General features: G+C 73.9%; 18 protein-coding genes. 7 read left to right on the forward strand and 11 right to left on the reverse strand.

All coding sequences use genetic code 11. The features are described from left to right. Positions 1 to 181: 181 nt before the first annotated feature. The 5 genes from AB0J97_RS23635 to AB0J97_RS23655 all read left to right on the forward strand — a co-directional run bounded on the left by AB0J97_RS23635 (position 182) and on the right by AB0J97_RS23655 (position 5,236). A complete protein-coding gene (locus tag AB0J97_RS23635) occupies positions 182 to 460 on the forward strand; it encodes a metal-sensitive transcriptional regulator (RefSeq protein ID WP_357700530.1) in 279 nt (92 codons plus the stop codon). Positions 461 to 482: 22 nt separating this feature from the next. Beyond that, positions 483 to 695 carry a heavy-metal-associated domain-containing protein gene (locus AB0J97_RS23640; protein WP_364091978.1) on the forward strand — a complete coding sequence of 71 codons (213 nt, stop codon included), beginning with the start codon at positions 483 to 485 and terminating at the stop codon, positions 693 to 695. After that, entirely contained in the window at positions 692 to 1,648 is a 957-nt protein-coding gene (locus tag AB0J97_RS23645; RefSeq protein WP_357700534.1) for a hypothetical protein, read from the forward strand. The genes AB0J97_RS23640 and AB0J97_RS23645 overlap by 4 nt, the downstream gene beginning before the upstream one ends. Before the next feature lie 27 nt (positions 1,649 to 1,675). Further along, positions 1,676 to 3,916: a heavy metal translocating P-type ATPase gene (locus AB0J97_RS23650; protein ID WP_364091981.1), complete on the forward strand. Its 2,241-nt coding sequence runs from the start codon at positions 1,676 to 1,678 to the stop codon at positions 3,914 to 3,916. A 126-nt stretch (positions 3,917 to 4,042) separates the two neighbouring features. After that, positions 4,043 to 5,236 carry an aminotransferase class I/II-fold pyridoxal phosphate-dependent enzyme gene (locus AB0J97_RS23655; protein WP_364091983.1) on the forward strand — a complete coding sequence of 398 codons (1,194 nt, stop codon included), beginning with the start codon at positions 4,043 to 4,045 and terminating at the stop codon, positions 5,234 to 5,236. Here AB0J97_RS23655 and AB0J97_RS23660 read toward each other — a convergent pair. The 7 genes from AB0J97_RS23660 to AB0J97_RS23690 all read right to left on the reverse strand — a co-directional run bounded on the left by AB0J97_RS23660 (position 5,197) and on the right by AB0J97_RS23690 (position 11,821). Continuing rightward, a complete protein-coding gene (locus AB0J97_RS23660) occupies positions 5,197 to 6,171 on the reverse strand; it encodes an NlpC/P60 family protein (protein ID WP_364091985.1) in 975 nt (324 codons plus the stop codon). The two genes, AB0J97_RS23655 and AB0J97_RS23660, sit on opposite strands and share 40 nt — an antisense overlap. 205 nt (positions 6,172 to 6,376) lie before the next feature. Next, complete coding sequence (locus tag AB0J97_RS23665) at positions 6,377 to 6,865, reverse strand: universal stress protein (protein WP_364091987.1); 489 nt, start codon at positions 6,863 to 6,865, stop codon at positions 6,377 to 6,379. 32 nt (positions 6,866 to 6,897) lie between these two features. Further along, positions 6,898 to 8,331: an MFS transporter gene (locus tag AB0J97_RS23670; protein ID WP_364091989.1), complete on the reverse strand. Its 1,434-nt coding sequence runs from the start codon at positions 8,329 to 8,331 to the stop codon at positions 6,898 to 6,900. Positions 8,332 to 8,597: 266 nt separating this feature from the next. Then, complete coding sequence (locus AB0J97_RS23675; protein ID WP_364091991.1) at positions 8,598 to 9,074, reverse strand: DUF4396 domain-containing protein; 477 nt, start codon at positions 9,072 to 9,074, stop codon at positions 8,598 to 8,600. Between the two features lie 256 nt (positions 9,075 to 9,330). Then, entirely contained in the window at positions 9,331 to 10,281 is a 951-nt protein-coding gene (locus tag AB0J97_RS23680; protein WP_364091993.1) for a M56 family metallopeptidase, read from the reverse strand. Beyond that, positions 10,278 to 10,652, reverse strand: a complete 375-nt coding sequence (locus AB0J97_RS23685; protein ID WP_357700550.1) for a BlaI/MecI/CopY family transcriptional regulator — start codon at positions 10,650 to 10,652, stop codon at positions 10,278 to 10,280. Before AB0J97_RS23685 ends, AB0J97_RS23680 begins: the two co-directional genes overlap by 4 nt. 26 nt (positions 10,653 to 10,678) lie before the next feature. Further along, entirely contained in the window at positions 10,679 to 11,821 is a 1,143-nt protein-coding gene (locus tag AB0J97_RS23690) for an FAD-dependent oxidoreductase (RefSeq protein ID WP_364091995.1), read from the reverse strand. A gap of 151 nt (positions 11,822 to 11,972) precedes the next feature. On the opposite strand from AB0J97_RS23690, the gene AB0J97_RS23695 reads away from it, so the two are divergent. Continuing rightward, positions 11,973 to 12,182: a heavy-metal-associated domain-containing protein gene (locus AB0J97_RS23695; RefSeq protein ID WP_357700554.1), complete on the forward strand. Its 210-nt coding sequence runs from the start codon at positions 11,973 to 11,975 to the stop codon at positions 12,180 to 12,182. Positions 12,183 to 12,260: 78 nt separating this feature from the next. On the opposite strand, the gene AB0J97_RS23700 is transcribed toward AB0J97_RS23695, so the two are convergent. Genes AB0J97_RS23700 through AB0J97_RS23710 form a run of 3 tightly spaced genes read right to left on the reverse strand, consistent with a single transcriptional unit; the run spans position 12,261 to position 19,506 of the window. Further along, positions 12,261 to 15,041 carry a hypothetical protein gene (locus tag AB0J97_RS23700; RefSeq protein WP_364091997.1) on the reverse strand — a complete coding sequence of 927 codons (2,781 nt, stop codon included), beginning with the start codon at positions 15,039 to 15,041 and terminating at the stop codon, positions 12,261 to 12,263. Then, positions 15,038 to 18,181: a hypothetical protein gene (locus AB0J97_RS23705; protein WP_364091999.1), complete on the reverse strand. Its 3,144-nt coding sequence runs from the start codon at positions 18,179 to 18,181 to the stop codon at positions 15,038 to 15,040. Before AB0J97_RS23705 ends, AB0J97_RS23700 begins: the two co-directional genes overlap by 4 nt. Beyond that, the gene (locus tag AB0J97_RS23710; protein ID WP_364092001.1) at positions 18,178 to 19,506 is read right to left on the reverse strand and encodes an SWIM zinc finger family protein; all 1,329 of its coding nucleotides are present in this window, start codon (positions 19,504 to 19,506) and stop codon (positions 18,178 to 18,180) included. The genes AB0J97_RS23705 and AB0J97_RS23710 overlap by 4 nt, the downstream gene beginning before the upstream one ends. Positions 19,507 to 19,803: 297 nt before the next feature. Between AB0J97_RS23710 and AB0J97_RS23715 the strand changes: the two genes are divergently transcribed. After that, on the forward strand, positions 19,804 to 21,489 hold the full coding sequence (locus tag AB0J97_RS23715) for a tetratricopeptide repeat protein (protein WP_364092003.1): 1,686 nt from the start codon (positions 19,804 to 19,806) through the stop codon (positions 21,487 to 21,489). Positions 21,490 to 21,499: 10 nt separating this feature from the next. On the opposite strand, the gene AB0J97_RS23720 is transcribed toward AB0J97_RS23715, so the two are convergent. Beyond that, positions 21,500 to 23,050, reverse strand: a complete 1,551-nt coding sequence (locus tag AB0J97_RS23720; RefSeq protein WP_364092005.1) for an alpha/beta hydrolase — start codon at positions 23,048 to 23,050, stop codon at positions 21,500 to 21,502. Between the last annotated feature and the right edge of the window lie 32 nt (positions 23,051 to 23,082).

Below are 23,082 nucleotides of genomic sequence, written 5' to 3' on the forward strand. Positions count from 1 at the left end.
CGGTTTCCTTACCCCGGCGCCCCCCCGGCGGCCCCCGGCCGGTTCATCGGCCGGGCGCCGCTGCGTTTCAGAGCTGCTCGAACACCTCTGTCGCGAATCAGCACGTCGGAGCCCCTTGCCTTCTGGATACCATAGGGGGGTATAGTGTTCTCAACGGCAACGAGCCGAGGGAGGGCTGGACATGGCTGGACGCAGTAACAAGCAGGACCAAGGGATGCGGTTGCGCCGGATCGAAGGGCAGGTCCGCGGCCTGCAGCGGATGGTCGAGGACGACAAGTACTGCATCGACATCCTGACCCAGGTGTCGGCCGCGACCAGCGCCCTGAAGTCGTTCTCCCTGTCGCTGCTTGAGGAGCACCTGGCCCATTGCGTCGCCGAGGCCACCCTGAAGGGCGGTCCCGAGGCCGACGCGAAGGTCAAGGAAGCCTCCGACGCCATCGCCAGACTTGTTCGTTCCTGACCGGATTGAAGGAGAGACCGATATGAGCACCACCACCTACACCGTCAAGGGCATGACCTGCGGCCACTGCGTCAGCTCGGTCAAGGAGGAGGTCGGCGAGGTGGCCGGGGTGACCGGCGTCCAGGTCGACCTGGCCTCCGGCCTGCTGACCGTCGAGAGTGACAGCCCGATCGACGCGGCGCACATCGTCGCCGCCGTCGAGGAGGCCGGGTACGAAGTGGCGAATCAGTCGTGAACACCGCAGCCAAGCTCGGCTCCTACGCCCTGGGGCTGGCCGTCGTCTTCGGCGGCGCCCTGGGCGCCGGCAAGGCCGTGGGGCCGGTCGGGGCCGCACCCGCCACCGCCCACAGCGCCATGGCGGACACCGCGGAGAGCGCGGGTCACGACCAGCACGCAGCCCAGCAGACGACGAACGATACCCCCGGGGGGCTCCAAGTGTCAGAGAACGGTTACACCCTCAACCCGCTCACCGCGACGATCAAACCCGGTGAGGCCACCGACTTCAGCTTCTCCGTGACCGGCCCCGACGGCCGGGCGGTCACCGACTACCAGGTCCAGCACGACAAGAAGCTGCACTTCATCGTGGTCTCCCGCGACCTGGGCAGTTTCCAGCACGTCCATCCGGAGATGGCGGCCGACGGGGTCTGGTCGGTCAAGGTCACCTTCCCCGAGGCGGGCGGCTACCGCGCCTTCGCCGACTTCGCGCCGACCGGCGGCGAGCCCCTGACGCTGGGCGCCGACCTGGCCGTGGGGGGCGACTACGCGCCCAAGCCGCTGCCGGAGGCGAGCCGTACGTCCAAGGTCGACGGCTACGACGTCACCCTCGAAGGCGACCTGACGCCGGGCCAGGCGAGCAAGCTCACCCTCAAGGTCAGCAAGGACGGCAAGCCGGTCACCGACCTGCAGCCCTACCTCGGCGCCTTCGGCCACCTGGTGGCCCTCCGCGCCCGCGACCTCGCCTACCTGCACGTCCACCCCGACGGCGAGCCCGGCGACGGCAGGACGAAGCCCGGCCCCGAGATCGTCTTCTACGCCCAGGTGCCGAGCGGCGGCGACTACCGCCTGTTCCTGGACTTCCAGCACGAGGGCGAGGTCCGCACCGCCGACTTCACCCTCGCCGCCGGGCCGGCGGCCGCCACGTCCGCCGCGCCGGCGACGCCCGGCGGGCACGGCAACCACAGCCACTGATCGAGCCACGGAGAAAGGGGAATGGTGATGTCTGCTGTCACCGATGACCGGCAGAACGCGGTCGAACTCTCGATCGGCGGCATGACCTGCGCCTCGTGCGCCAACCGCATCGAGCGCAAGCTCAACAAGATGGACGGCGTGACCGCCACGGTCAACTACGCCACCGAGAAGGCGAAGGTCACCTTCCCCGAAGGCGTCGATCCGCAGCAGCTGATCGCCCAGGTGGAGGCGGCCGGCTACACCGCGGCCCTGCCCGCGCCGCCCAGGACCGAGGGCGAGCCGGGCGAGCAGGAGCCGGAGGACGAGCTGCGGCCGCTGCGCAGCCGGTTGATCACTTCGGTGGTGCTGGCCGTGCCGGTGATCGCGATGGCGATGATCCCGCCGTTGCAGTTCACGAACTGGCAGTGGATGTCGCTGGTGCTGGCCGCGCCGGTCGTGGTCTACGCCGGCTGGCCCTTCCACAAGGCCGCCTGGACGAACCTGCGCCACGGCGCGGCCACCATGGACACGCTGATCTCCGTCGGCACCATCGCCGCGCTCGGCTGGTCGTTGTGGGCGCTGTTCTTCGGCAGCGCGGGCACTCCGGGAATGACCCATCCCTTCGCGTTCACGATCGAGCGCACCGACGGGTCGGGCAACATCTACCTGGAGGCCGCGGCGGGGGTCACCGCGTTCATCCTGGCCGGCCGCTACTTCGAGGCCCGCTCCAAGCGGCGGGCGGGGGCCGCGCTGCGCGCCCTGCTGGAGCTCGGCGCCAAGGACGTAGCCGTGCTGCGCGACGGCGTGGAGACCCGCATCCCCAGCGACCGGCTGGCCGTGGGCGACCGGTTCGTGGTGCGGCCGGGCGAGAAGATCGCCACCGACGGCGTGATCGAGGAGGGCACCTCCGCGGTGGACGCCTCGATGCTGACCGGCGAGTCCGTGCCCGTCGAGGTGCGGCCCGGCGACGCGGTCACCGGCGCGACCGTCAACGCGGGCGGCCGGCTGGTCGTGCGGGCCACCCGGGTCGGCGCGGACACGCAGCTCGCCCAGATGGCCAAGCTGGTGGAGGACGCCCAGACGGGCAAGGCCCAGGTGCAACGCCTGGCCGACCGTGTCTCCGGCATCTTCGTCCCGATCGTGATCGCGCTGGCCCTCGGCACCTTGGGCTTCTGGCTCGGCACCGGCGACGGCGTCGGCGCGGCCTTCACCGCCGCGGTCGCCGTGCTGATCATCGCCTGCCCGTGCGCGCTCGGCCTGGCCACCCCGACGGCGCTGCTGGTCGGCACCGGCAGGGGCGCCCAGCTCGGCATCCTGATCAAGGGCCCCGAGGTGCTGGAGTCCACCCGCCGCATCGACACGGTGGTGCTGGACAAGACCGGCACCGTGACCGAGGGCCGGATGACGCTCACCGGCGTGCACCTGGCCGAGGGCGAGGACGAGGCCGAGGTGCTGCGCCTGGCGGGCGCCCTGGAGCACGCCTCCGAGCACCCGATCGCCCAGGCCGTCGCCAAGGGCGCCGCCGCCCGCGTCGGCGACCTGCCCACCCCCGAGGACTTCGCGAACGTCGAGGGCCTCGGCGTCCAGGGCGTCGTGGACGGCCACGCGGTCCTGGTCGGCCGCCCGAGGCTGCTGGAGGAGTGGTCGCAGCACCTGTCACCCGACCTGGAACGTGCTCTGCACGCCGCCCAGGCCGACGGCAGGACCGCCGTGGCGGTCGGCTGGGACGGCAGGGCCCGCGCGGTGCTGGTCGTCGCCGACGTGATCAAGCCCACCAGCAAGGAGGCCATCAGCCAGCTCCGGGCGCTCGGGCTCACGCCCGTCCTGCTGACCGGCGACAACGAGGCCGTGGCCAGGACCGTGGCCGCCGAGGTCGGCATCGACGAGGTGATCGCCGAGGTGCTGCCCGCCGACAAGGTCGACGTCGTCAAGGAGCTCCAGGGCGAGGGCAAGGTCGTGGCGATGGTCGGCGACGGCGTCAACGACGCGGCCGCGCTCGCCCAGGCCGACCTGGGCCTGGCCATGGGCACCGGCACGGACGCCGCGATCGAGGCCTCCGACCTGACCCTGGTCCGCGGCGACCTGCGGGTGGCCGCCGACGCGATCAGGCTGTCGCGCCGGACGCTCGGCACGATCAAGGGCAACCTGTTCTGGGCCTTCGCCTACAACGTGGCCGCCCTGCCGCTGGCCGCGCTCGGCCTGCTCAACCCGATGATCGCGGGGGCCGCGATGGCCTTCTCCAGCGTCTTCGTGGTGAGCAACAGCCTGCGGCTGCGCCGCTTCAAGTGAACACCCCAGGAAAGGGCTCCGGGCACCCCGCCCGGAGCCCTTTCCGCGTTCCCGCGCTCGGCCCCGCCGCCGGGGAGTGGAACGGTCCGGCCTAGGCTCTGATCATCTGCACAGGAAGGACCCCCGTTGACCACCAACCCGGACGACATCCTCACCGCGCTCACCACCGAGGAACTGCGCCGGCGGCACAGCGTCAAGTGGCGCGAGTTCCCTCCCGACGTCCTTCCCCTGCGCATCGCCGAGATGGACACCCCGCTCGCCGAGCCCGTCGCCGAGGCGCTGACGTCGGCCGTCCGCCGCGGCGACACCGGTTACGCGCGGGCCGGAGGCCTGCCCGAGGCGTTCGCGGGCTTCGCCGCGCAACGGTACGGGTGGCACCCCGACCCCGCCGGGGCACGCGTGCTCCCGGACATCATGTCGGGCGTCGTGGAGATCCTCCGGATCATCACCGGACCCGGTGACCGCGTCGTCGTCAACACCCCCGGCCACCCGCTCTTCTTCACCTGGCTCGAACACCTCGGCCGCCAGGTGGTCCGCAACCCGCTGGCCGCCGGGCCCGACGGCCACCGCCTCGACCTGGACCGGCTGGAGCGCGACTTCGCCGCGGGCGCGCGGGCGTACCTGCTGTGCAACCCGCACAACCCCACCGGCCTGGTCCTCACCCGTGAGGAGCTGACCAGGGTCGCCGCGCTGGCCGACCGCCATGACGTGCGCGTCGTCACGGACGAGGTCCTGGCCCCCCTCACCTACGCCGGCCACCGGCACGTCCCGTTCGCGTCCCTGGACAGCCCGGCGGCGGCCCGTTCCGTCGCCTTCGTCTCGGCGTCCAAGGCGTGGAACATCGCCGGGCTCAAGGCCGCGCTGGCCGTCCCCGGGCCGGACGCCCGCGCCGACGTCGCGGCGATCCGCGAGGAGGTCGGCGAGGGTGCCGGACTGTTCGGCGTGCTCGCCTCCGAGGCCGCCTTCACGCACGGCGTCCCCTGGCTCGATCAGCTGATCACCGCCCTCGACGGCAACCGGCACCTGCTGGCCGGACGCCTGGCCGACCTCCTGCCCGCCGTCGCCCATCACCCGCCGCAGGCGGGCTATGCCGCCTGGCTCGACTGCCGCCCGCTGGACCTGGGCGACGATCCCGCCCAGGTGTTCCTCCAGCAGGGCAGGGTCGGCCTGTCGGCAGGGCTGAGGTTCGGCCCGGACAGCGGCGGGTTCGTCCGGCTCAACTTCGCCACCTCGCCGGCCCGGGTCGGCGAGGGCGTCGAACGGATGGCCGCCGTCGTCGGTCAGGGGCGGACCGCGCCGAGCAGCCGGGCGCGCCAGTAGTCGTCGAGGTCGACCACCTTGACGACGTCCCCGGTCTGGGGCGCGTGGACCATCTTGCCGTTGCCGGCGTACATGCCCATGTGTCCCAGCCCCTTGCTGAAGAGCAGGTCGCCGGGCTGCAACGCGTCGAGCGGGACGCGTCTGGCCGCGCCCCACGACCACTGCGTCCAGGTCGTGCGGGGCAGCGCGACCCCCGCCGTGCGCCAGGCGGCCTGGGTGAGGCCGGAGCAGTCGTAGGAGCCGGGGCCCGTGCCGCCGAACCGGTACGGCTTGCCGACCTGGGCGAAGGCGAACTGCAACGCCGCACGGGCGCTTCCGGAGGCCGGGCCGGTGTACCTGATCCCCGTACTGTTGGGATCGCCGCTGCGGAAGGCGTTGAGCTTGCGCAGGAGCTTGGTCTGCTCCGCCACCATCTTCTCGGCCTTGGCCTTCTCCGAGCGGAACTTGTCGCGCGCCGTGTCGGCCTCGGCGAGGACGGTCTTGGCCTGGTCGCGCCGGTCGCGCAGGTCCTTGGTGGTCGCCGCGAAGGCGGCCAGCTTCGCCGCTCTGGCCTGGGAGATCTGTTCGAGGGAGGCCATGCCGCTCAGCACCGTCTCGGGGCTGCCCTCGGCGACGAGGCGGCCCCAGCTGGTGATCGGGCCGGACTGGTAGTCGCTGACCGCCGTCGTGACGAGATCCTTGCGTAACTGGTCGGCCTGGGCGTTCTTGCGTTCGACCTCGGCGTTGAGCGCGTCGAACTTCCGCTTCGCCGTCTTGTACGCCTCGGACGCCTGGTTGTACCGCTCGACCACCTCGTCCGCCCGCTCGTTCAGCTTCACCAGCTTGGCCTTGGCCTTGGCGGGGGACGGATCGGCGAAGGCGGCATCCGGGACGGAGAGCGCCCCGACCGCCGCCAGTGTCACGGCCACTGCCGCTCGCGCGAGCCTCGTCGCCACGACCACTACGATGCCTCCTCGTATGTCTCCATGCCTGAGGCGGAATAGTACAGAAAGTCTTCCTGAGTGTGGGCCTTTCGGGCGTACTACCCGGCGTAACAGACGGCCGTTCCGGCTCGTCTGGAGATACGCACGCGGCGTCGAGCGCGTTCACCGGCACGCGGAAACGCCCGGCTCCCGTGGGAGCCGGGCGTTTCCGACGGCCTCAGCGGGCCGCGCCATGCCCGGCGGCGCGGCGGGCGTCGGCCAGCGGCTTCGACGGGATGATCAGCGTGGGCCGCGAGGTGGCGTGCATGACGTGGGTGGACGTGCTGCCCGACAGCAGCGCGCGCAGCCCCTGCCGGCCACGGGAGCCCAGGACGATCAGCGAGGCGTCGATCTCCTCGGCGACGGCGACGATGGTGGCGGCGACCACCTCCTCCGGGACCGAGGCGACCCGCGGCTCGGCCTTCAGCCCGAGGGTGCGAGCCAGGTCGGCGCCCTCGGCGGCCAGCCGCTCGGAGGCGTCCAGGGTCTTGGCGTCGATGTCCCGCAGATCTTCAAGGGCGGGATGCCCTTCGAGGTGGGCGGCGAGGCTCTCCAGAGGTTGACGGGCGTAGAGCACCACCGCGGAGACGCTGGGGAACAGCCGGGCGGCCTCCTCGACGGCGTGGCGGGCGTCGGACGAGCCGTCGTAGGCGATGAGGATGGACATGGGGATCTCCTTCGGAGCTGTGGGCGTCGAGGTCAGCCGCGGGCGGCGGCAGGGGTCTCGTCGGCGGCCTCGGTGTGCACGGCGCCCCGCGAGCGCAGCGTCAGCGCGGCGATCAGCGCGCCGGCCACCGCGATCCCGGCGGCTCCCACGAAGGCCGAGGAGAAGCCGTCGGTCAGCGCGGGCAGGTTCCCCAGCTGGGCGGCGCCGTTCGCGGCGGCGACGGCCGTCATGGCGGCCAGTCCGAGCGCCGAGCCGACCTGGTAGCTGGTGTTGACGATGCCGGAGGCGAGGCCGCCCTCCTCGGGACGGGCGGAGGAGATCGCGGTGCCGAGGGAGGGGATGAAGGCCAGCGACATGCCGAGCGCGGCCACGAGGCTGGCGGGCAGGACGTCCACCGCGAAGCTGCCTTCGGGGCTGATCAGCGACAGCCAGCCCATGCCGACGGCGAGCAGGACGAGGCCGGCCACCGTGACGGCCTTCGGGCCGAACCGGTTGATGGCGCGCGGCGCCAGGACGATCATGCCGAGCATGATGAGGACGGTCATCGGCACCAGGGCGGCGCCGCTGGGGAAGGCGCTGTAGCCGAGCACCTGCTGCAGGTAGAGGTTGAGGAAGAACCACATCGGGATCCAGGCCCCGCCGAGCAGGAGCTGGGTCAGGTTGGCGGCGGCGAGGTTCGGCGTACGGAAGATCGACAGCCTCATCAGCGGCTCGCGGCGGCGGGCCTGGATGGCGAGGAAGGCGATGAGCAGCACCACGGCCGCGGCCAGCACGCCCCAGGTCTCGGCGGAGCCCCAGCCGACCTCGGGCGCCCGGACGATGGCGTACACGGCGGCACCGAGCCCGGCGGTGACGAACAGCGCGCCGAAGACGTCGATGGACCCGCGCTGGGACTGGCCGGCCGGCATCAGGGGGCGGGTGGCCAGCAGCGCGACCAGGGCGATCGGGATGTTGATGTAGAAGACCCAGGGCCAGCTCAGGTACTCGGTGATGACGCCGCCGAGGAACACGCCCGCGGTGCCGCCCGCCGGGGCGGCCGCGCCGTAGAGGGCGAGGGCCTTGGTGAGCTCCTTGGGGTCGTGGCCGAACAGCATCATCAGCAGGGTGAGCGCGGACGGGGCGATCAGGGCCGCGCCGACGCCCTGGACGGCACGTCCGGTGAGCTCGACCCACACCTCGGGGGCGATGCCGGCCACGAGCGAGCCGGCGAGCAGGATCAGCCAGCCGGCGCCGAACAGCTTGCGTGCGCCGAACAGGTCGGAGAGCCGGCCGCCGAGCAGCAGGAGCCCGCCGAAGGCGACGACGTAGGCGTTGAAGACCCACGACAGGTTCTCCTGCGAGAAGCCGAGGTCTTCCTGGATGCGGGGAAGGGCCACGCCGATGATCGACGTGTCCATGATGACGATGAACTGGGCCGTGGCGATCAGGGCCAGGGCGGTCCATCGCCGGGGAGATGGTGTGGACATGAGCATTCTCCAGCGTTACGCCGTACCCCGGTGGGGGATGCGGGTGGTTTCTCGGTTCGGCTGTATACCTGTAGGGGGTATCTGGCGATGAACATACATACACCGGGGGGGTATCTGTCAAGTCCACGGGCGGTTGTTCGGAGATTCGGTGCGGCGCGCGGATCGGGGCGGCGCTTCAGGGGGGCCGCCGCCGGCCCGCCGTCCATGTCCCGAGCAGGTGCGGACGACGGGCGGGGCGGCTCATCGCCTGCCCGGGGCGGGTCTTCTCAGTGGCCCTGGTGGTACTGGTGGATCACCGCGTGACCCTTGCCGCGGGAGATCAGCCACTTGTTCACCGGCGTGGTCAGCAGGAAGGCCACGAGCAGCGACCCGGCCAGGGCCGCCCAGAACAGCCAGTCGGCCAGCCCGGCGTCCATGGCGCCCGGCACGGTCACCATCACGGTGTTGTCCAGCACCTCCATCAGCGCGATCGAGATGGTGTCGGCGGCCAGTGCCACCTTCAGCGCCGACCTGAAGTCCAGCCCGGCGCGCAGCACGCCGCGCATGGTCAGCGCGTAGCCGAACACGAACGCCAGCGCCACCGACAGGATCACGGTGGCGAGGTTGGACAGGCCGGCCGCGGTGCCGATCACCATGCCGAGCACCTCGCCGATCGCGCACCCGGTCAGGCAGTGCAGGGTCGCCTGCGCGGCCGTGGTCCAGGTGGCGGCGGGCGGATGGTGGTGATGTTCGCTATGGTCCATGATGTGGCTCCACAGGGTAGGGGTATGGGGTATGCGTCCGGGTCAAGGGGCGGGCCTCCTGGTGGACGAAGAAGGGAAATAGGGGCGATTTCGCCCGATTCGTAACTCTACTATCATGGTTAGTAGAACTTCGTTCAAGGGTTCTTCGGTGTGGCTCGGCAGTCCGAGGTCCGCGGGATGTGGTCGCGGCGTCTCAGGGCGTGGCCGTGCGGCCGGACGCGCTCGGGTGGCGTCGGCTACTAGATGTGGTCGTAGGTCAGAGCGAGAACAGCGAGTGGCAGTGATGGGCCAGGAACGAGCCGACCCCCGGCGCCAGCGCGACCACTCCGGGCCCGCCGAGCAGCGCGCTGACCAGGAGCCGCCCGGTCAGCCGTTCACGGCGGCGGAGCGGCTGCTCCGGGCCGAGCAGCCGGCGTACGCGGGTGAGCGCCGTCTCGCCGCCGGCTCCGAGCGTGAACGCGGGCGCGCGCCCGGTGGCCAGGCTCACCAGCGCCGCGGCGATCTGCGCGCGCGGGTGGCGGCGGGCGGCGACGTCGTCGGCGAGCAGCTCGACCAGCCGGGCGATCTCGGTCCTGGCCTGCTCGAACAGCGGCACCCGGGGGAACGCCCGGACCAGGGCCTCGGCCCCGGCGAGCACCAGATGATGACGGCCGCGCAGGTGCGCCCGCTCGTGCTCCAGCACGGCGGCGATCTGCTCCGGGGTCAGGGCCCGCAGCGCGCTCGTGGTGATCACCGTCTGCGCGCGCCGGCCCGGCACGCAGTACGCCAGCCGCTCGTCATAATCGATCACCACCGCGCCCAGCTCGGCGTCGCGCCGCCCGAGAAGCCGCAGCATGGCGGCGTGCCGGCGACGCTCGACGGAGGCCCGCACCAGGACGACCCCGCCGCAGCAGACCACCCTCGCCGCCACCGCGGCGGCCGCCGGAATGGCCGCCGACCCGACCCGGGTCACGCCCGAACCGTCGCCCAGCATGCCGGCGCAGACCTCGAACAGCCCCGCCAGCCCGTGCCCCACGACCTCGGCCGGCACGGCGAAGGCCAGCGCGGCCAGGACGGCCGAGGCGACCACCGACGCCGCGCCCGCCTGCCAGAGCGCGATCGCCAGCCGGGGCGCGCGGTCGGCCCACTTGGCGGCCCGCCGCCCCAGCGCGGGCAGCCAGACGGCCGCCACCACGGTGTAGCAGGCCAGGACGGCGGCGGCGATCATGCGGGGCGGCCCCGGTGCGGGTAGACCTGCAGGGCCGCCTCCAGGGCCTGCGCCTCCTCGGGGGTGAGCCGTTCGAGGAAGTGCACGAGCGTGGCGGCCTGGTTGCCGCTGCCCGCGAGCGCGCGGCGCATCACGTCGGCGGTGTAGGCCTCCTTGGAGGCGACCGGTTCGTAGACGTAGGCGCGGCCGACGGCCTCGCGCCGGAGCATGCCCTTGGTGTGCAGCTTGTCCATCACGGTCATCACCGTGGTGTAGGCGATGGTCCGCCGCTGCCTGAGGTCTTCGAAGACGTCGCGGACGGAGGCGGGGCGGCGCCTGGCCCACATCCAGTCCATGATCGTGGATTCGAGCTCCCCAAGGCCACGCATCATGCCGGTCATGCTACCCGCGGTCGTAGTCAGAGCGCCTCGCGCGCCGCGACGGATCGCTTGAGCCTGATCAGGTCCTTCGGCGCGTTGACGGCGACCGCGCCCACCAGCACGCCGTCGCGGGCGAAGGCCACGGCGAAGCGGTCCTCCTCCGGGCTGCCGGCGACGACGCGGGCCTCGTCGGCCAGGTGCGGCAGGCCGGCCGTCTGGATGCGGGCGCCGTGCACGTGGGTGGCGAAGTTGGGCACGTCCGCGAACGGCTGCGCCTGCTCGGGGCCCGCCAGGAGGTTGCGGGCGGCCACCGCGCCCTGCTCGTTGGCGTTGGACCAGTGCTCGACGCGGATCAGGGCGTCGTCGTACAGGCGGTGCGGCCAGCGGGCCACGTCGCCCGCCGCTACGACGTCGGCCGAACCGGCGGCGTACAGCGTCGGCTCGCACACGACGCCGTCGTCCACGGCCAGGCCGCTGCCCTCCAGCCATTCGGTGTTGGGCGTCACGCCCATGCCGCCGACGACCAGGTCGGCGGACAGCACGCGGCCGTCGGCGAGACGCACCCGGCCGTCGGTCACGTCGGTGACGCGGGTGCCGGTGACGAGTTCGACGCCGTTGCGCTCGTGGTGCCCGGCCAGCCAGCGCGCCGCCTCCGCGCCGAGGCCCGCGTGCATGGGGTGCGGCCCGGAGTCGACCAGGGTGACCTTGCGGCCGAGCTGCCTGGCCGTGGACGCCACCTCGCCCCCGATGAACCCGCCCCCGATGACGAGCACGTGCTCGTGGCCGGAGTCCAGCTCGGCGCGCAGGGCCAGGGCGTCCTCGATGGTGCGCAGGGTGCGCACGCCGTCGAGCCGCCGGGGACGGGCGCCGCTCGCGATGACCAGGCCGTCGTAGCCGAGCTCGGTGCCGTCGTCGAGGACGACCGTGCGATTCGCGGCGTCCAGGCGTACGGCCCGCCTGCCGCGCAGCCACTCCTCGCCGAGCTCCTCCGCACCGGGGAGCGTGACGTCCTCGTCGCCGCGCAGGACGCTCTTGGACAGCGGCGGCCGGTTGTACGGCACGTGCGCCTCGGCGCCGACCAGCGTGAGCTCGCCGTCGAAGCCCTCGCGGCGCAGGGTCTGGACGGCCCGCAGCCCCGCCAGCGAGGCGCCGACAACAATGATCTTGCCAAGGATTCTCATGCGAGGCACCATACCGGTAGGGGGTATCCCTGAGGCAATGTGACGCGCGTCTCACATACCCCTCCTCCGTATGGCTTGCCTTTCGTGGTGATCGGGCGTACGTTCTCTTCGTCACATACCCGGCAGGGGTATTTACGAGAGGAGCGAGGCGATGAGCACGAAGACCTACACGGTGTCCGGGATGACCTGCGGTGGCTGCGCGGGCACCGTCAAGACCGAGATCGGCAAGGTCGCCGGGGTCTCCTCGGTCGACGTCGAGCTGGCCACGGGACAGGTGACCGTCACCTCGGCCGACGCCCTCGACGACGCCAGGATCAGGGACGTCGTCGAAGAGGCGGGCTACGAGCTGGTGGCCGGCTGAGCAGGCAGGACCACCGAAGCGGCGCCGGGAGCTGACCCGGCGCCGCTTCGGCCGTCACCCTCGGCCGGGCCGGGTCGATCAGGTCGGCCGGGTCAGCTCCCGGTGGAGGTTCCGGCAGGCGCGGGTGAGCGAGGTCGAGCCGCGTCTCTCCGCGTGGGCGGCCACCTCCGGGATCTCGCCGCGCGCGCCCGCCCACGTGGCGAGGTCGGTGGCCAGCACGACGGCGTCGGTGTGCGGGCGCCGGGCCCGTTCGCCCTCGCGGGGGAGGAAGACGGGCAGGTGGTGGCGCATGATCGTCCACACCTCGGCGTGCGCGCCCTGCTTGGCGGCCAGTTCCAGTGAGGGCAGCGCCGGGTCGGTCTCGTGGCGGGTGCGGCGGCCGAGCAGGCCCAGCAGGCGGCCCGTCTCGGCGGCGGGAAGCGCGCCCCTGGCCGCCAGCTCAAGCAGCGGAGGCACCGCGTCGTCGCCCTCCAGGGTGAGGAAGTAGGCCAGGACCAGGGCCGTGGCCGGGCCGGACGCGCCTTCGGCCGACGCGAGGCCGCGCAGGTCGTCGATCGTGAGGTCGGGCGGGTCGAAGCGGCCGGTCAGTCCGATCGCCAGATGGGCCGCCACGAGCTCCCGGTGGTGCGGCATCATGCCCGGCCAGAACCGCCGTGACGCGCGCCGGGACGGACGTGTCCCGGACGGCGCGGTCAGCAGGGCGTCGAGGTGCGCGAGACCGGTGGGCTCCACGGGCCGCCAGCTCACCTGGGGGCCGAGCCCCCGGTCGCCGTGAGGCCCGAGGTCGAGGCTCCAGGTCAGCTCCACCTCCGGAGGCGGCGGCGCGCCGCGCTCGAACCAGCGGGCCACCACCGCGCCGGCCGCCGAACCGAGGCCCTTCGCGCGTGCGGCCAGGTCGGGGGCGGGGCCGGGCGGAAGGCGCAGCAGGGCCTGCTCCAGATCCAGCGGCAGCGGTTCGCGACCGGAGTCCGCGTACCCGGCCAGGCGGGTGAGCAGGGTCTCGGGGGCGAGGTGGCCGTCGGCGCGGGTGGGGGTGGCCAGCAGGACCGGGGGCAGGGCTCCGGCCTTCGCCGCGCTCAGCAGCTCGTCGAGGCGGGCCAGGAGGAAGGCGTGCGGGTGGGCGCAATTCCGCTGGTGGGGGAGGCGGCTCCAACCGGCGGACGCGGGCCGCGCGCCGGGGGCGTAGAGGTCGTGGAGGTCGGGCTCGGCGTCGTCCGTCCGGAGGAGGTCCGCCCGCACGTCGGCGGGCAGCTCGTGGATCGGGACCATCGTGCGCAGGGCGGGGAACAGCCGGAAGGCCGTGGCCGCGAGGGTCACCATGCCGTCGTACAGGGTGTGCCCGAGATCGCCGGCCGGGTCGGGGCGGACCCGGCGCCGCGGACGTGACCCGGGCGGCCCCGGGTCCTCGCCGGGGTTGACGAGCTCCCTGGCCAGCGCGGTGCACCAGTCACGAGGGGACTCCCACGACGGCGCGTCGTAGAGCACCGGCCGCAGATCCTCGCCGAACCGCCGGGCCAGCCTCTCCCGCAGGGTGCCCGGATGCGCGTGCGCCTCCCGGACGACCGCCGCCAGCCACGCCTCGACGCCGATCCAGCCGATCTCCCCCGGCGGCCCGCCGTGCGGGCCGCCGTGCGGGCCGGACGCGGGGAACGGGCCGGGCACGACGGGCTCCGGCAGCCGGCCCGGGGTGAAGTCGCCGGTCCAGCCTTCGACGAACCGCTCGCGGAGCCGCCGGGCCGAGGCCGGGGGCAGCAGTTCGGCGCCCTCCAGGATCGGGGCGGGGTCGGGGAGGTGGGCGGCGTGCCTGAGGGTGAGGGCCACCGCGCGGTCGCGCACCTCGTGGGAGGCGTGCGCGTACGCGTTGGTCAGCGCGGTGACGTGGTCGGCCACGCGTTCGGGATGGCGGCCGAGATCGCGGTCGAGCCAGGTCAGGCCCTTCACCGCGAGCTTGGCCTCCTGGCGGAACGTCATCACCTCGACGGCCTCGGCGGCGTCCGCCGGGTCGAGGCGCGCCCGGCGTACCTGCTGCCAGGCCAGCTCGGCCACCGGGCCCGGCGCGGCGGCCAGCAGCCGCAGGTAGTCGCGCACCAGCCCGGCCGACTCCTCCGGCGCAGGCGCCACGAGCGTGTGCAGCCGGACGAAGAACCGCAGGTCACGCGCGTCGCCGCCGAGCAGGAACCGGCGCACGCAGCCGGCGATGACCTGCTCGCGCGGCAGCGCGCGGGCGGTCAGGGCCAGCCAGTGGGACGGCTTCGGGGTGAGCGTCTCGCCGGCCAGCGCCCGGCCCGCGCCGGCCGCCTCGAAGATCCGCGGAAGCAGGTGCGGCGTCAGCGGGTCCTCGGCCACGGCCGCCGCCGACAACCAGGCCGCCACCAGCGGTTCGTGGTCGGGCGGGGTGGTCGCGCCGTCGCGCAGCAGTTCCAGGGCCAGCGGCACGATCCGGTCGTCGGGACGGCGGACGCGGCGTGCGATCCGGGCCGCCAGATCGGCCCGCCAGGCCGCCGGGCGGCCGGAGAGCGCCTTCACCAGCCGGTGCGGGCTCGGCGCGTCGGTCCCGCGGGGATTGAGGTCGCGCTTCGTCAGCCAGGTGGCGGCGCCGGCCGGGCCGGGAACGGTCGCCGCGCCCGTCATCCTCAGCGCCTCGGACAGGCGGGCGGCGTGGCCGTCGGCGGTCCAGGCGAAGCCGTCCCAGCCGATGGCGGCCAGCCGGGGGCGCACCTCGGCGAGCAGGCCGGGCAGCTCGGCGGCGACGGCGGCCCGCTCGTCGCCGGTGAGCGTCGGCAGCCGCGCCGCCAGGCCCTCGGTGTCGCGGGCGAGCACGAGGTTCCTGATCTCGGTGCGGACGTCGTCGGCGGTCACGAGGTGGCTCCGGTGAGCTGGGCGTGCAGGCGCCGGCACTCGTGCGCGAAGCGGGTCGTCCGGCGGCCGCGGGCGTACTCGGCGATGACCGGCATCTCCCCGCGCGCGCCGGTCCAGTGCGCGACGTCGGCGGCGAAGGCGACGAGCGCGGTGTGGGTCGCCGTGACGCGGCGCCCCTCGCCGGGCAGCATCCCGGGCAGCAGGGTCAGCAGGATGCGCCACACCTCGTGGTGGCCGCCGGCTTCGGCCAGCGCGGTCAGGGCCGCGATGGCGGGGCGGGTCTCCTGCCAGGTGCGGCGCAGCACCAGCGCGAGCTGGCGGCCGATCGCCTCGGCGGGCAGCTCTCCCCTGGCGGCCAGGTTCAGGATCTGCCGGGTCACGCCGGGCACGCCGCCGGCCAGGAGGAAGGCGAGGATCACCGCCGTCGGCTCGCCCATCGGCCCTTGGGCGATCTCCAGGCCGGCGAGCGCCGCCGGGGCGCTCCACACCCCCCAGTGGCCGTGCAACAGGTAGGGCAGGAAGTTGACGGCCACGACCTCGCGGTGCGAGGGCAGCATGGCGGGCCACGCGCCGACCGTGTGGCCGGACTCGCCGGTCGAGTCGGACGGCTCGCGCAGCAGCACCTCGTCGATCAGCCGATGGCCGGTCGGGGCCGTCAGCCGCAGCACGGGCCGCAGTCTGACCTCGGTGAAGTGTTCCGGCTCGCCGTCACCGAAGTCGACCATGGACGCGCCTGTCATGTGACGCCACACGTGGCCGCACTCGGGGTCGGCCAGGCCGTCGCCGGCGAGCCAGCGGGCGGCGGACCCGGCCGCCTCCGACTCGACCTTGGCGGCCCGCTCGGCCGCCGCCGGGTGGGCGCCCCGGGGCAGCCGCAGCAGCGCCTGCGCCAGGTCGGCCGGCAGCGGCTCGACGCCGGCGGCGGCGCACGTCTCCAGCCGGTCGATCAGCACGTCGGGGTCGAGGTGGCCGCTCGTCCAGGTCGGCGTGGCCAGCAGCACCGGCGGCAGCGTGCCGGTCCGGAGGGCCTCGGCGAGTTCGGCGTGGCGGTGCAGCAGGAAGTCGTGGGGCGGGGAGACACGATGGGCGTGGGGCAGCCGGTTGCGCCGCCGCCACTCGTCCTGCTCGGGCAGCTCATGGGGCATGTACGAACGCAGCCGCGGCGGGACGAAGACGACGGTCACCTGCACCAGCGGCTCGTCGGGGCCCGGCGGGGGCACCTGGTCACCCGCCCGCATCGCGGCGATCCGGGCGGGCCGCACGCCGAACTCGGCCATGCGCTCGTAGGCGTGCTCAAGGATGTGGTCCGGCATGGCCTTCGCGGAGTCGTCGTACTGGATGCCGGGCCTGGCCTGGACCGGGTGGAGAGGGTCGGGGTCGTTCAGGTGGATCCGGCCTCCGGCGAAGGAGACCTGCCGGTCGCCCTCGTGGGCCACCGCGTTGCCGGGGCCGTCGTCGCTGGTCCAGGTGATGAAGAAGGCGCGCAGCGGGGCGTCGTCGTCGAGGTAGCGGCCGGGCCGGTGGAAGCCGCCCACCATGATCCGCCGGGACTGCGGCGGCTGCGCGGCGGGATCCTCGCCACGGGTGAGGACGCGCGCCCTCAGGGAGTGGCTCGCCTGGTCCCAGAACTTCTCCGGCCGGATCGGCGGCACCTCCGGCACGCTGCCCGGGGTGACCAGCTCGGCGGACAGCGCCGCCTGCCAGCTGTCGGGGTCGAGGCGCACCTTGTCGGTCCGCCAGTAGGTGTGGACCTGCTCGGCGTGGCCCCTGAGATCGTGGCGCAGTGCCGCCCGGTCGCCGGCGGCGCCGGTGACGAAGGCCGCCAGCCAGCGTTCCTGCTCGATCCAGGGCTCGTGGTGGTCGGGGAAGACCGACGGCTCGGGGAAGCGCCGCGCCTCGGGCGGCTCGGGCAGCGGCGGGAACTCCTTGCGCTCCAGCAGCTCCTCGACCGGTATGTCCCCGCCGAACCGCCCGGCCAGCTTCGCGCCCAGATCCGCGGGGAGCGCGCGGACGCCGTCGAGGATCGCCTCGGCGTGGTCGGCGAACAGGGCGGCGTGCCGCAGCGTCAGCTCGACCGCGCGGTTGCGCACGTCGAAGGACGCGTGCGCGTAGGCCGTGGTCAGCGCGGTCACGAAGTCGGCGGCCGTCTCCGGCGTGGCCCGGATCGCCTGGTCGAGCCAGCGCAGGCCCAGGGTGGCGAGCTTGGCCTCGGCCCGGAAGGTGAGCGCGTCGACCGCCTCGACCAGGTCGGCGTGGTCGAGCGGCATCGCCCCGCGCACCTGCGCGGCGGCCAGCTCGGCGACCGTGCCCGGGGCCGACGGCAACAGCCGCAGGTAGTCGCGCAGACGGGCGGCGGACTCCGCGGGCGTGGGGTCGAGCAGCGTGTGCAGCCGGACGAAGAAACGTAGGTCCTGCGCCTCGCCGCCGCGCAGGAACCGGCTCACGCAACCGTCGAGCGCCTGCTCCCTGGGCAGCTCGCGGGCGGCGGCGGCCAGCCAGCGGCTGGGCCGGGGCTCCAGCCGCTCGTCGCGGAGGGCACGGCCCGCGCCGTCGGCGTCGAAGACGCGCGGCAGCAGCACGGGGGTCAGCGGGTCGCCGGGCACGCTCGGGACGGTCAGCCAGGCGGCCACCAGCGGGTCGTGGTCGGGCGGCACGGCCCCGGACTCGCGCAGCAGCGCCACGGCCAGCGGCGCGATGCGGTCGGCGGGACGGCGCACCCGCCGGGCCAGCCGGACCGCGACGTCGCGCCGCCACTCCAGGGGCCGGGTGGCCGCCAACCGGCACACCTGGGCGACGTTGGGCTCCCTGGCCCAGCGGCGGTTGACGTCGCGGCCGGTCATCCAGGCCACGGCGGCGGCCGGGCCGGTGATGACGCCGACGCCGGTCAGCAGCAGCGCGCCGGCCACGGTGTCGAGCAGGTCGCCGACCTCCCAGGAGGCCATCTCCTCGACGCCCTCGACGTCGTCGGGGTGCTCGGCGCGCAGCCGTTCGGTGCGGGCCTGGCGCAGCTCCTTGACCAAGCCGGGCAGCCGTCCGCCCAGCTCGGCGCGTTCCTGCTCGGTGATCGTGCCCAGCCGGTCGGCCAGGCGGGCGACCTGGTTGCGGGTGATCAGGTCGAGGATCTCCGTCCAGAGGGTCATCGGGAGACCTCCACGGCGGCGCGGGCGACGATCCGGGCGGCCAGCACGTGCTTGCAGGGCCCGCGGGAGCCGCGATGGTCCCACCACCACTCGCAGGTGCAGGAGCCGTCGGCCAGCGAGACCCGGCGGGTGCCGCCCGAGGTGCGGACGGTGGCCGACTCGCCTTCGAGGTGCACCGCGCCCGCCTCGACCAGCTTGCGCGCCTTGGCCAGCCGCGGGTTGAGCAGGATCACGTTGTCCTTGTCGTAGGGCAGCTCGCGGTGGAAGTGGGCGGCCTCCGAGAGGTCGTAGCCGACCCGGCCGGCGACGCCGAGCCGCGTCAGCGCGGCACGTACCCGGTCGGCGGGGATGCCGGCGCGGTCGGCCAGCAGGCCGATCTCGATCTCCGGCTCGAAGTTGAGCAGCATGCCCACCACGTCGGCGTCGTTCTCGGCCTCGTCGGTGGCCAGGTCGTCGAGCACCGCGCCCTCGCCGGAGAAGCCGCGCCAGCGTTCGGGCGAGAGGGTGAGCGTGTAGCGCATGCCGGGCAGCTCCAGCTCCCAGGCGCTGGAGGCGGCGTCGGGCGGGCCGTACACCCGCAGGGACTTCGCGAAGCGCAGCAGCGGCAGGAGGGTGCCGAGCCGGTTGGGGCCGGCGAGCTGGACCGAGCCGGATACCTGGTGCTGGGAGACCTTCAGGTCGCGCCCGGACTGCGCCACCCACACCGTGCCCTTCTTGGGCAGCCCGCGCAGGAACCGCACCGCCGCCATGCCGGCCAGCTCGCCGCGCTGGTCCATGCCCGAGGCGATGACCTGCACCTCGGCGAACCCGCGCAGCCAGCGCTCGGGCAGCGGCACCTTCTTCTCCACCACCGCGCCGTCCGTCGTGGTCACGACCAGCTCGTCGAGGCCCACCCCCAGGTGCAGCGGGTCGCGCGTGCCGATGCGCGCCAGCGCCTCCCGCAGCGGCGCGTTGACGTCGACGTTGGTGGTGCCCCGGTCGAAGACCTCGCCGTCGAGCGCGCCGTCCAGCAGGTCGAGCCGGGCGTACACGCCGCCGCAGGCCGAGAAGGACTCGAAGCGCAGGCGGTCGCCGTTGCACGTCACCACCGGGTCGCGTACCCAGCCGGGCCGCGACTGCGGCTGGTGGTAGCGGGCCAGCGCCACGTCGGCGACGCCGAGCAGGGCCGCGGCGGCGGGGGCGGCCTGCGTGACCACGCCGCTGAAGAACCGGGGGGCCACGGCCGGGCCGGACAGGGCCCGGCCGCCGGAGGTCGCCAGACCGAGCCGGCCGTCGACGAGGGAGGAGGGCGCGGCGTACGTGTACGCCTGCGTCGCTGAAGTCATGGCCGGGACGATAGATCGCCCCACCGACAAGATCGCTGCTTCACTTTCCGCGGCCTTCGACGCCAGATCATCTTTAATACCGGATGGTCTACTCATTTCGGACAAGCCGGTTTATGCTCTGGGCATCCTGAAGTGGATCACACCCCCGGGAGGCGCCCATGAAGAAGATGACCATCCGCCGCAAGAGCACGCAGCGCCTGATGTCCGGTGCCCGCCGGCTCTGGATCGAGTGGTGCTGGTAGGTGCCAAGACGGCGGGCGCCCTCGGGTGCCCGCCCCTGCGGTCTCCGGACCTGCCGTGAACCGCTTCGACTGCCATCGCGGGCACGGGCCCTACGCCGGGGTCTCCGGCTTCCTCGCCGAGATCGCCGCCGACCGTCCGCGCCTGGCCGCCCCTCACCGGGTCGAGCTGTACGCGATCGCCCCCTGGCTCGACCGTACGGCCCGGCCGGCCGCCGAGGAGGAGCCGATCAGGTTCCACCCGGCCCGCCGCACCGCCTGCCTGGCGTACGGCGCCGCGGAGTTCGCCGCCTCCTGGGCCGGCACCCTGCGCCGCCCGGTCACCGTCACCTTCGAGCACGTCGCGCACGCCGACGAGACCACCGCCGAACTGCTGGACACCCTGCTCCCGCGGATCGCCTCCACCCCGCTGCGCCTTGACCTGCGCGACGACGGCCGCGCCGAGCCCCCGCCGCTGCCCACGGACCCGGACGCCGTCCGCGCCGCGCTCGGCGACGGCCTGGCCCGCGGCTTCTACCACCACGCGGCCCGCGTCGCCGCCCACGGACGCGCCATCGTCACCCCCGAAGGCGACCTGCGGCAGTGGTGGGCCTGCACCACGGGCCTGGCCACCGCGCTCGCGGCGCTGGAGCGCGCGGAAGAGGCGCTCGCACTCTACGACGAGGCCCGCGCGGCCACCGGCGACCCAAAGATCAACATGTCCGCCGCGTACGCCACCGCCATGTTGTACGCCCGCCACCTTCCGGCCGCCCGCCAGGACCCCGGGCAGGCACGACACTGGCTGGAGGAGTCGCTCCGGCTGGCCGAAGACGTGGACGACCCCCGCCACCAGGTGATCTCTACCGTCTTCTACGAGCAGGGCCTGGCCCTGCTGGACGCCAAGGCCGGCGCGCCCGCCGAGGCGCTGCGGCTGATCGACGACGGGCTGGCCAGGCTGACGGCGGTGCTGGCGCCGGGCGAGCACCCGCAGCACCTGGCCCGCCTGCGCCACAACCGCGCCCAGGTGCACCTGGCTCTCGGCGACCCGGCGCGGGCCCTGGCCGACCTCGACGGCGTGATCGCCCACGACCCGGACAACAGCGAGTACTACGTGGACCGGGCCGCCCTGCACCGCGCGGCCGGACGCGTCCAGGCCGCGATCAAGGACTACGGCACCGCCATCCGCCTGGGACCGCACCTGCCCGAGGCGTACTACAACCGCGCCGTGCTCCTCCTGGAACGCGGCCGCGACGAGCGGGCCCGCGAGGACCTGGGGCGCGCGCTCGCCATCGACCCCGGCCACCTGGACGCCCGGATCGCCCTGGTCAACGCCCACCTGGAGCGCGGCGCGCTGGACGCCGCCGAACGCGACGCGCTGGCCGGCCTCGCGCTGGCCCCCAAGGAGCCGGCGCTGCTGTGCACGCTCGGCCTGATCCGCTCCGAGCGCGGCGAGCCGGCCGAGGAGCTGTTCACCCAGGCCCTGGAGGGTGACGAGACGCTGGTCGAGGCGTGGACCAACCGCGCCGCCGTGCGCTTCGAGCGTGGTGAGGTGACCGCCGCCGTGGCCGACCTGGACCGGGCGGTGGCGCTGTCGCCCGCGCCCGAGCCGCGCTACAACCGGGGCACCGCGCTGGCCCGGCTCGGCCGCTGGGAGGAGGCGGCCCGCGACTTCACCGACGCGCTCGCCCAGCCCGGCCTGGACCGGGCTCTCCGCCGCGACCTGCGTGCCGAACTGGCCCGCTGCGACCGCGCCCGCTCCGGCTGAACCGCAAGGCTTACTGTGCGTCCGCCTTGTCGCAGGTGGTGTCGCGGCCGGGCAGGACGCCGTCCACCAGGTAGCGGTTGACCGTGGTGTTCACGCAGGTGTCGCCCGCGGCGAGGTAGGCGCCGTGGCGGAAGGCGCCGCGCAGGGTGACCATGCGGGAGCCGGTCAGCGTCCGGTGCATCGCCCGCTGGCCGGGGAACGGGGTGACGGGGTCGCCGTCGGCGCCGACGACCAGCATCGGGACGTCGTTGCCGAGCCTGGTGGGCGCCTCCACGGGGGCGGACGGCCAGAAGGAGCAGGGGCTGAGGTTGCGGGTCATCGGCCCGAACAGCGGCTCGTCCGCGCGGTGGGCCTGGATGTCGCGGAAGTAGCCCTCCACGTCGCGGGAGGCGGCCCGGTCGGCGCACAGGATCGGGGTGCCGGCCCGGTCCTCGGCCGGCCCCGAGCCGGTGAACAGGCCGTCGAGGGTCTCCTTCAGCGACGCCGGGACGGTGACCGCCTCGCCGCGGGCGGCGCCGGCCAGCGTCCGCACCTCCGCCGCGAAGCCGGCGTACGCCTTGGCGCTGTCGTCGTAGAGGCGGACGAACAGCAGGTAGGGGACGTGATGGGCGTCGATCCGGTACGCGCCGACCCGCAGCGGGCGGCGGGCCGCGGCCCGGTCGACGCGCTCCACGGTGGCCAGGACGTCGGCCCGGGTGCCGCCCAGGCCGTACTCGGCGTCGCGGGCGGCGGCCCAGGCGGCCCAGTTCCCCAGCGCGGCGTCGATCGCCGGGCCGTTCGCGGACAGCAGGTCGGGGCCGTAGACGTCCGGGCCGACCGCGCTGTCCAGCACGAACCGGTCGGCCCGTGAGCCGAACAGCTGCGTGTAGACCGCGCCCAGGTAGGTGCCGTAGGAGTAGCCGAGATAGGACAGCCTGGGCTCGCCGAGGGCGGCGCGGATGACGTCCATGTCGCGGGCGGTGTTGCGGGTGGAGGCGTACGGCAGCAGGTCGCGGCCGCCCTTGGCGCACCCGTCGGCCAGCTCCTTCATGAGCGTGACGCTCTCGTCGAAGGTGCGGCGGGTCGGGCCGGCCGACCGGGTGGGGGTGTCGGTCGTCCACCGGCAGCGGATCGGCGTGCTGCGGCCGACGAAGCGCGGGTCCATCCCGATCAGGTCGTACCGGGCCGCGACCTCGGGCATGAGCCGGCCGAGCAGCGGCCGTGGCAGCCCGCTCCCGCCCGGACCGCCGGGGTTGATCAGCAGGACGCCCCGGCGCGCGGCGGGGTCGGTCGCCTTGATCCGTGAGATCGCCACCGAGACGGTCCGCCCTCCTGGCCTGCGGTGGTCCAGCGGGACGGTGACCTCGGCGCACTGGGCCCCCGCCGCGTCGAGAGCCTCGCCGATCTCGTCGCCGCGACCGGTCCGGCAGCGGTGCCAGTCGAGCGTCTGGCGGTGGAACCGGGTCGCGTCACCGGCCCGGGCGTCACCCGTGACGGCCGCCGACGCCTGGCCGGTGACCGCGAGCCCCGCCACCAGGGTCGCGCTCGCGGCGACGGCTGTCACGATCTTTCGTGCACGCACAGAAAGCCCCCTTTTCTGATGATGTCGTCACC

Source organism: Nonomuraea sp. NPDC049607, assembly GCF_040675375.1.
In the GTDB taxonomy this organism is placed as follows: domain Bacteria; phylum Actinomycetota; class Actinomycetes; order Streptosporangiales; family Streptosporangiaceae; genus Nonomuraea.

Excerpts from the sequence above, each read along its gene's own strand:
- AB0J97_RS23635 (WP_357700530.1), top strand. The coding sequence starts at position 182 with ATGGCTGGACGCAGTAACAAGCAGGACCAAGGGATGCGGTTGCGCCGG.
- AB0J97_RS23640 (WP_364091978.1), top strand. The coding sequence starts at position 483 with ATGAGCACCACCACCTACACCGTCAAGGGCATGACCTGCGGCCACTGC.
- AB0J97_RS23650 (WP_364091981.1), top strand. The coding sequence starts at position 1,676 with ATGTCTGCTGTCACCGATGACCGGCAGAACGCGGTCGAACTCTCGATC.
- AB0J97_RS23665 (WP_364091987.1), bottom strand. The coding sequence starts at position 6,865 with ATGTCCATCCTCATCGCCTACGACGGCTCGTCCGACGCCCGCCACGCC.
- AB0J97_RS23670 (WP_364091989.1), bottom strand. The coding sequence starts at position 8,331 with ATGTCCACACCATCTCCCCGGCGATGGACCGCCCTGGCCCTGATCGCC.
- AB0J97_RS23675 (WP_364091991.1), bottom strand. The coding sequence starts at position 9,074 with ATGGACCATAGCGAACATCACCACCATCCGCCCGCCGCCACCTGGACC.
- AB0J97_RS23680 (WP_364091993.1), bottom strand. The coding sequence starts at position 10,281 with ATGATCGCCGCCGCCGTCCTGGCCTGCTACACCGTGGTGGCGGCCGTC.
- AB0J97_RS23685 (WP_357700550.1), bottom strand. The coding sequence starts at position 10,652 with ATGATGCGTGGCCTTGGGGAGCTCGAATCCACGATCATGGACTGGATG.
- AB0J97_RS23690 (WP_364091995.1), bottom strand. The coding sequence starts at position 11,821 with ATGAGAATCCTTGGCAAGATCATTGTTGTCGGCGCCTCGCTGGCGGGG.
- AB0J97_RS23695 (WP_357700554.1), top strand. The coding sequence starts at position 11,973 with ATGAGCACGAAGACCTACACGGTGTCCGGGATGACCTGCGGTGGCTGC.
- AB0J97_RS23705 (WP_364091999.1), bottom strand. The coding sequence starts at position 18,181 with ATGACCCTCTGGACGGAGATCCTCGACCTGATCACCCGCAACCAGGTC.
- AB0J97_RS23710 (WP_364092001.1), bottom strand. The coding sequence starts at position 19,506 with ATGACTTCAGCGACGCAGGCGTACACGTACGCCGCGCCCTCCTCCCTC.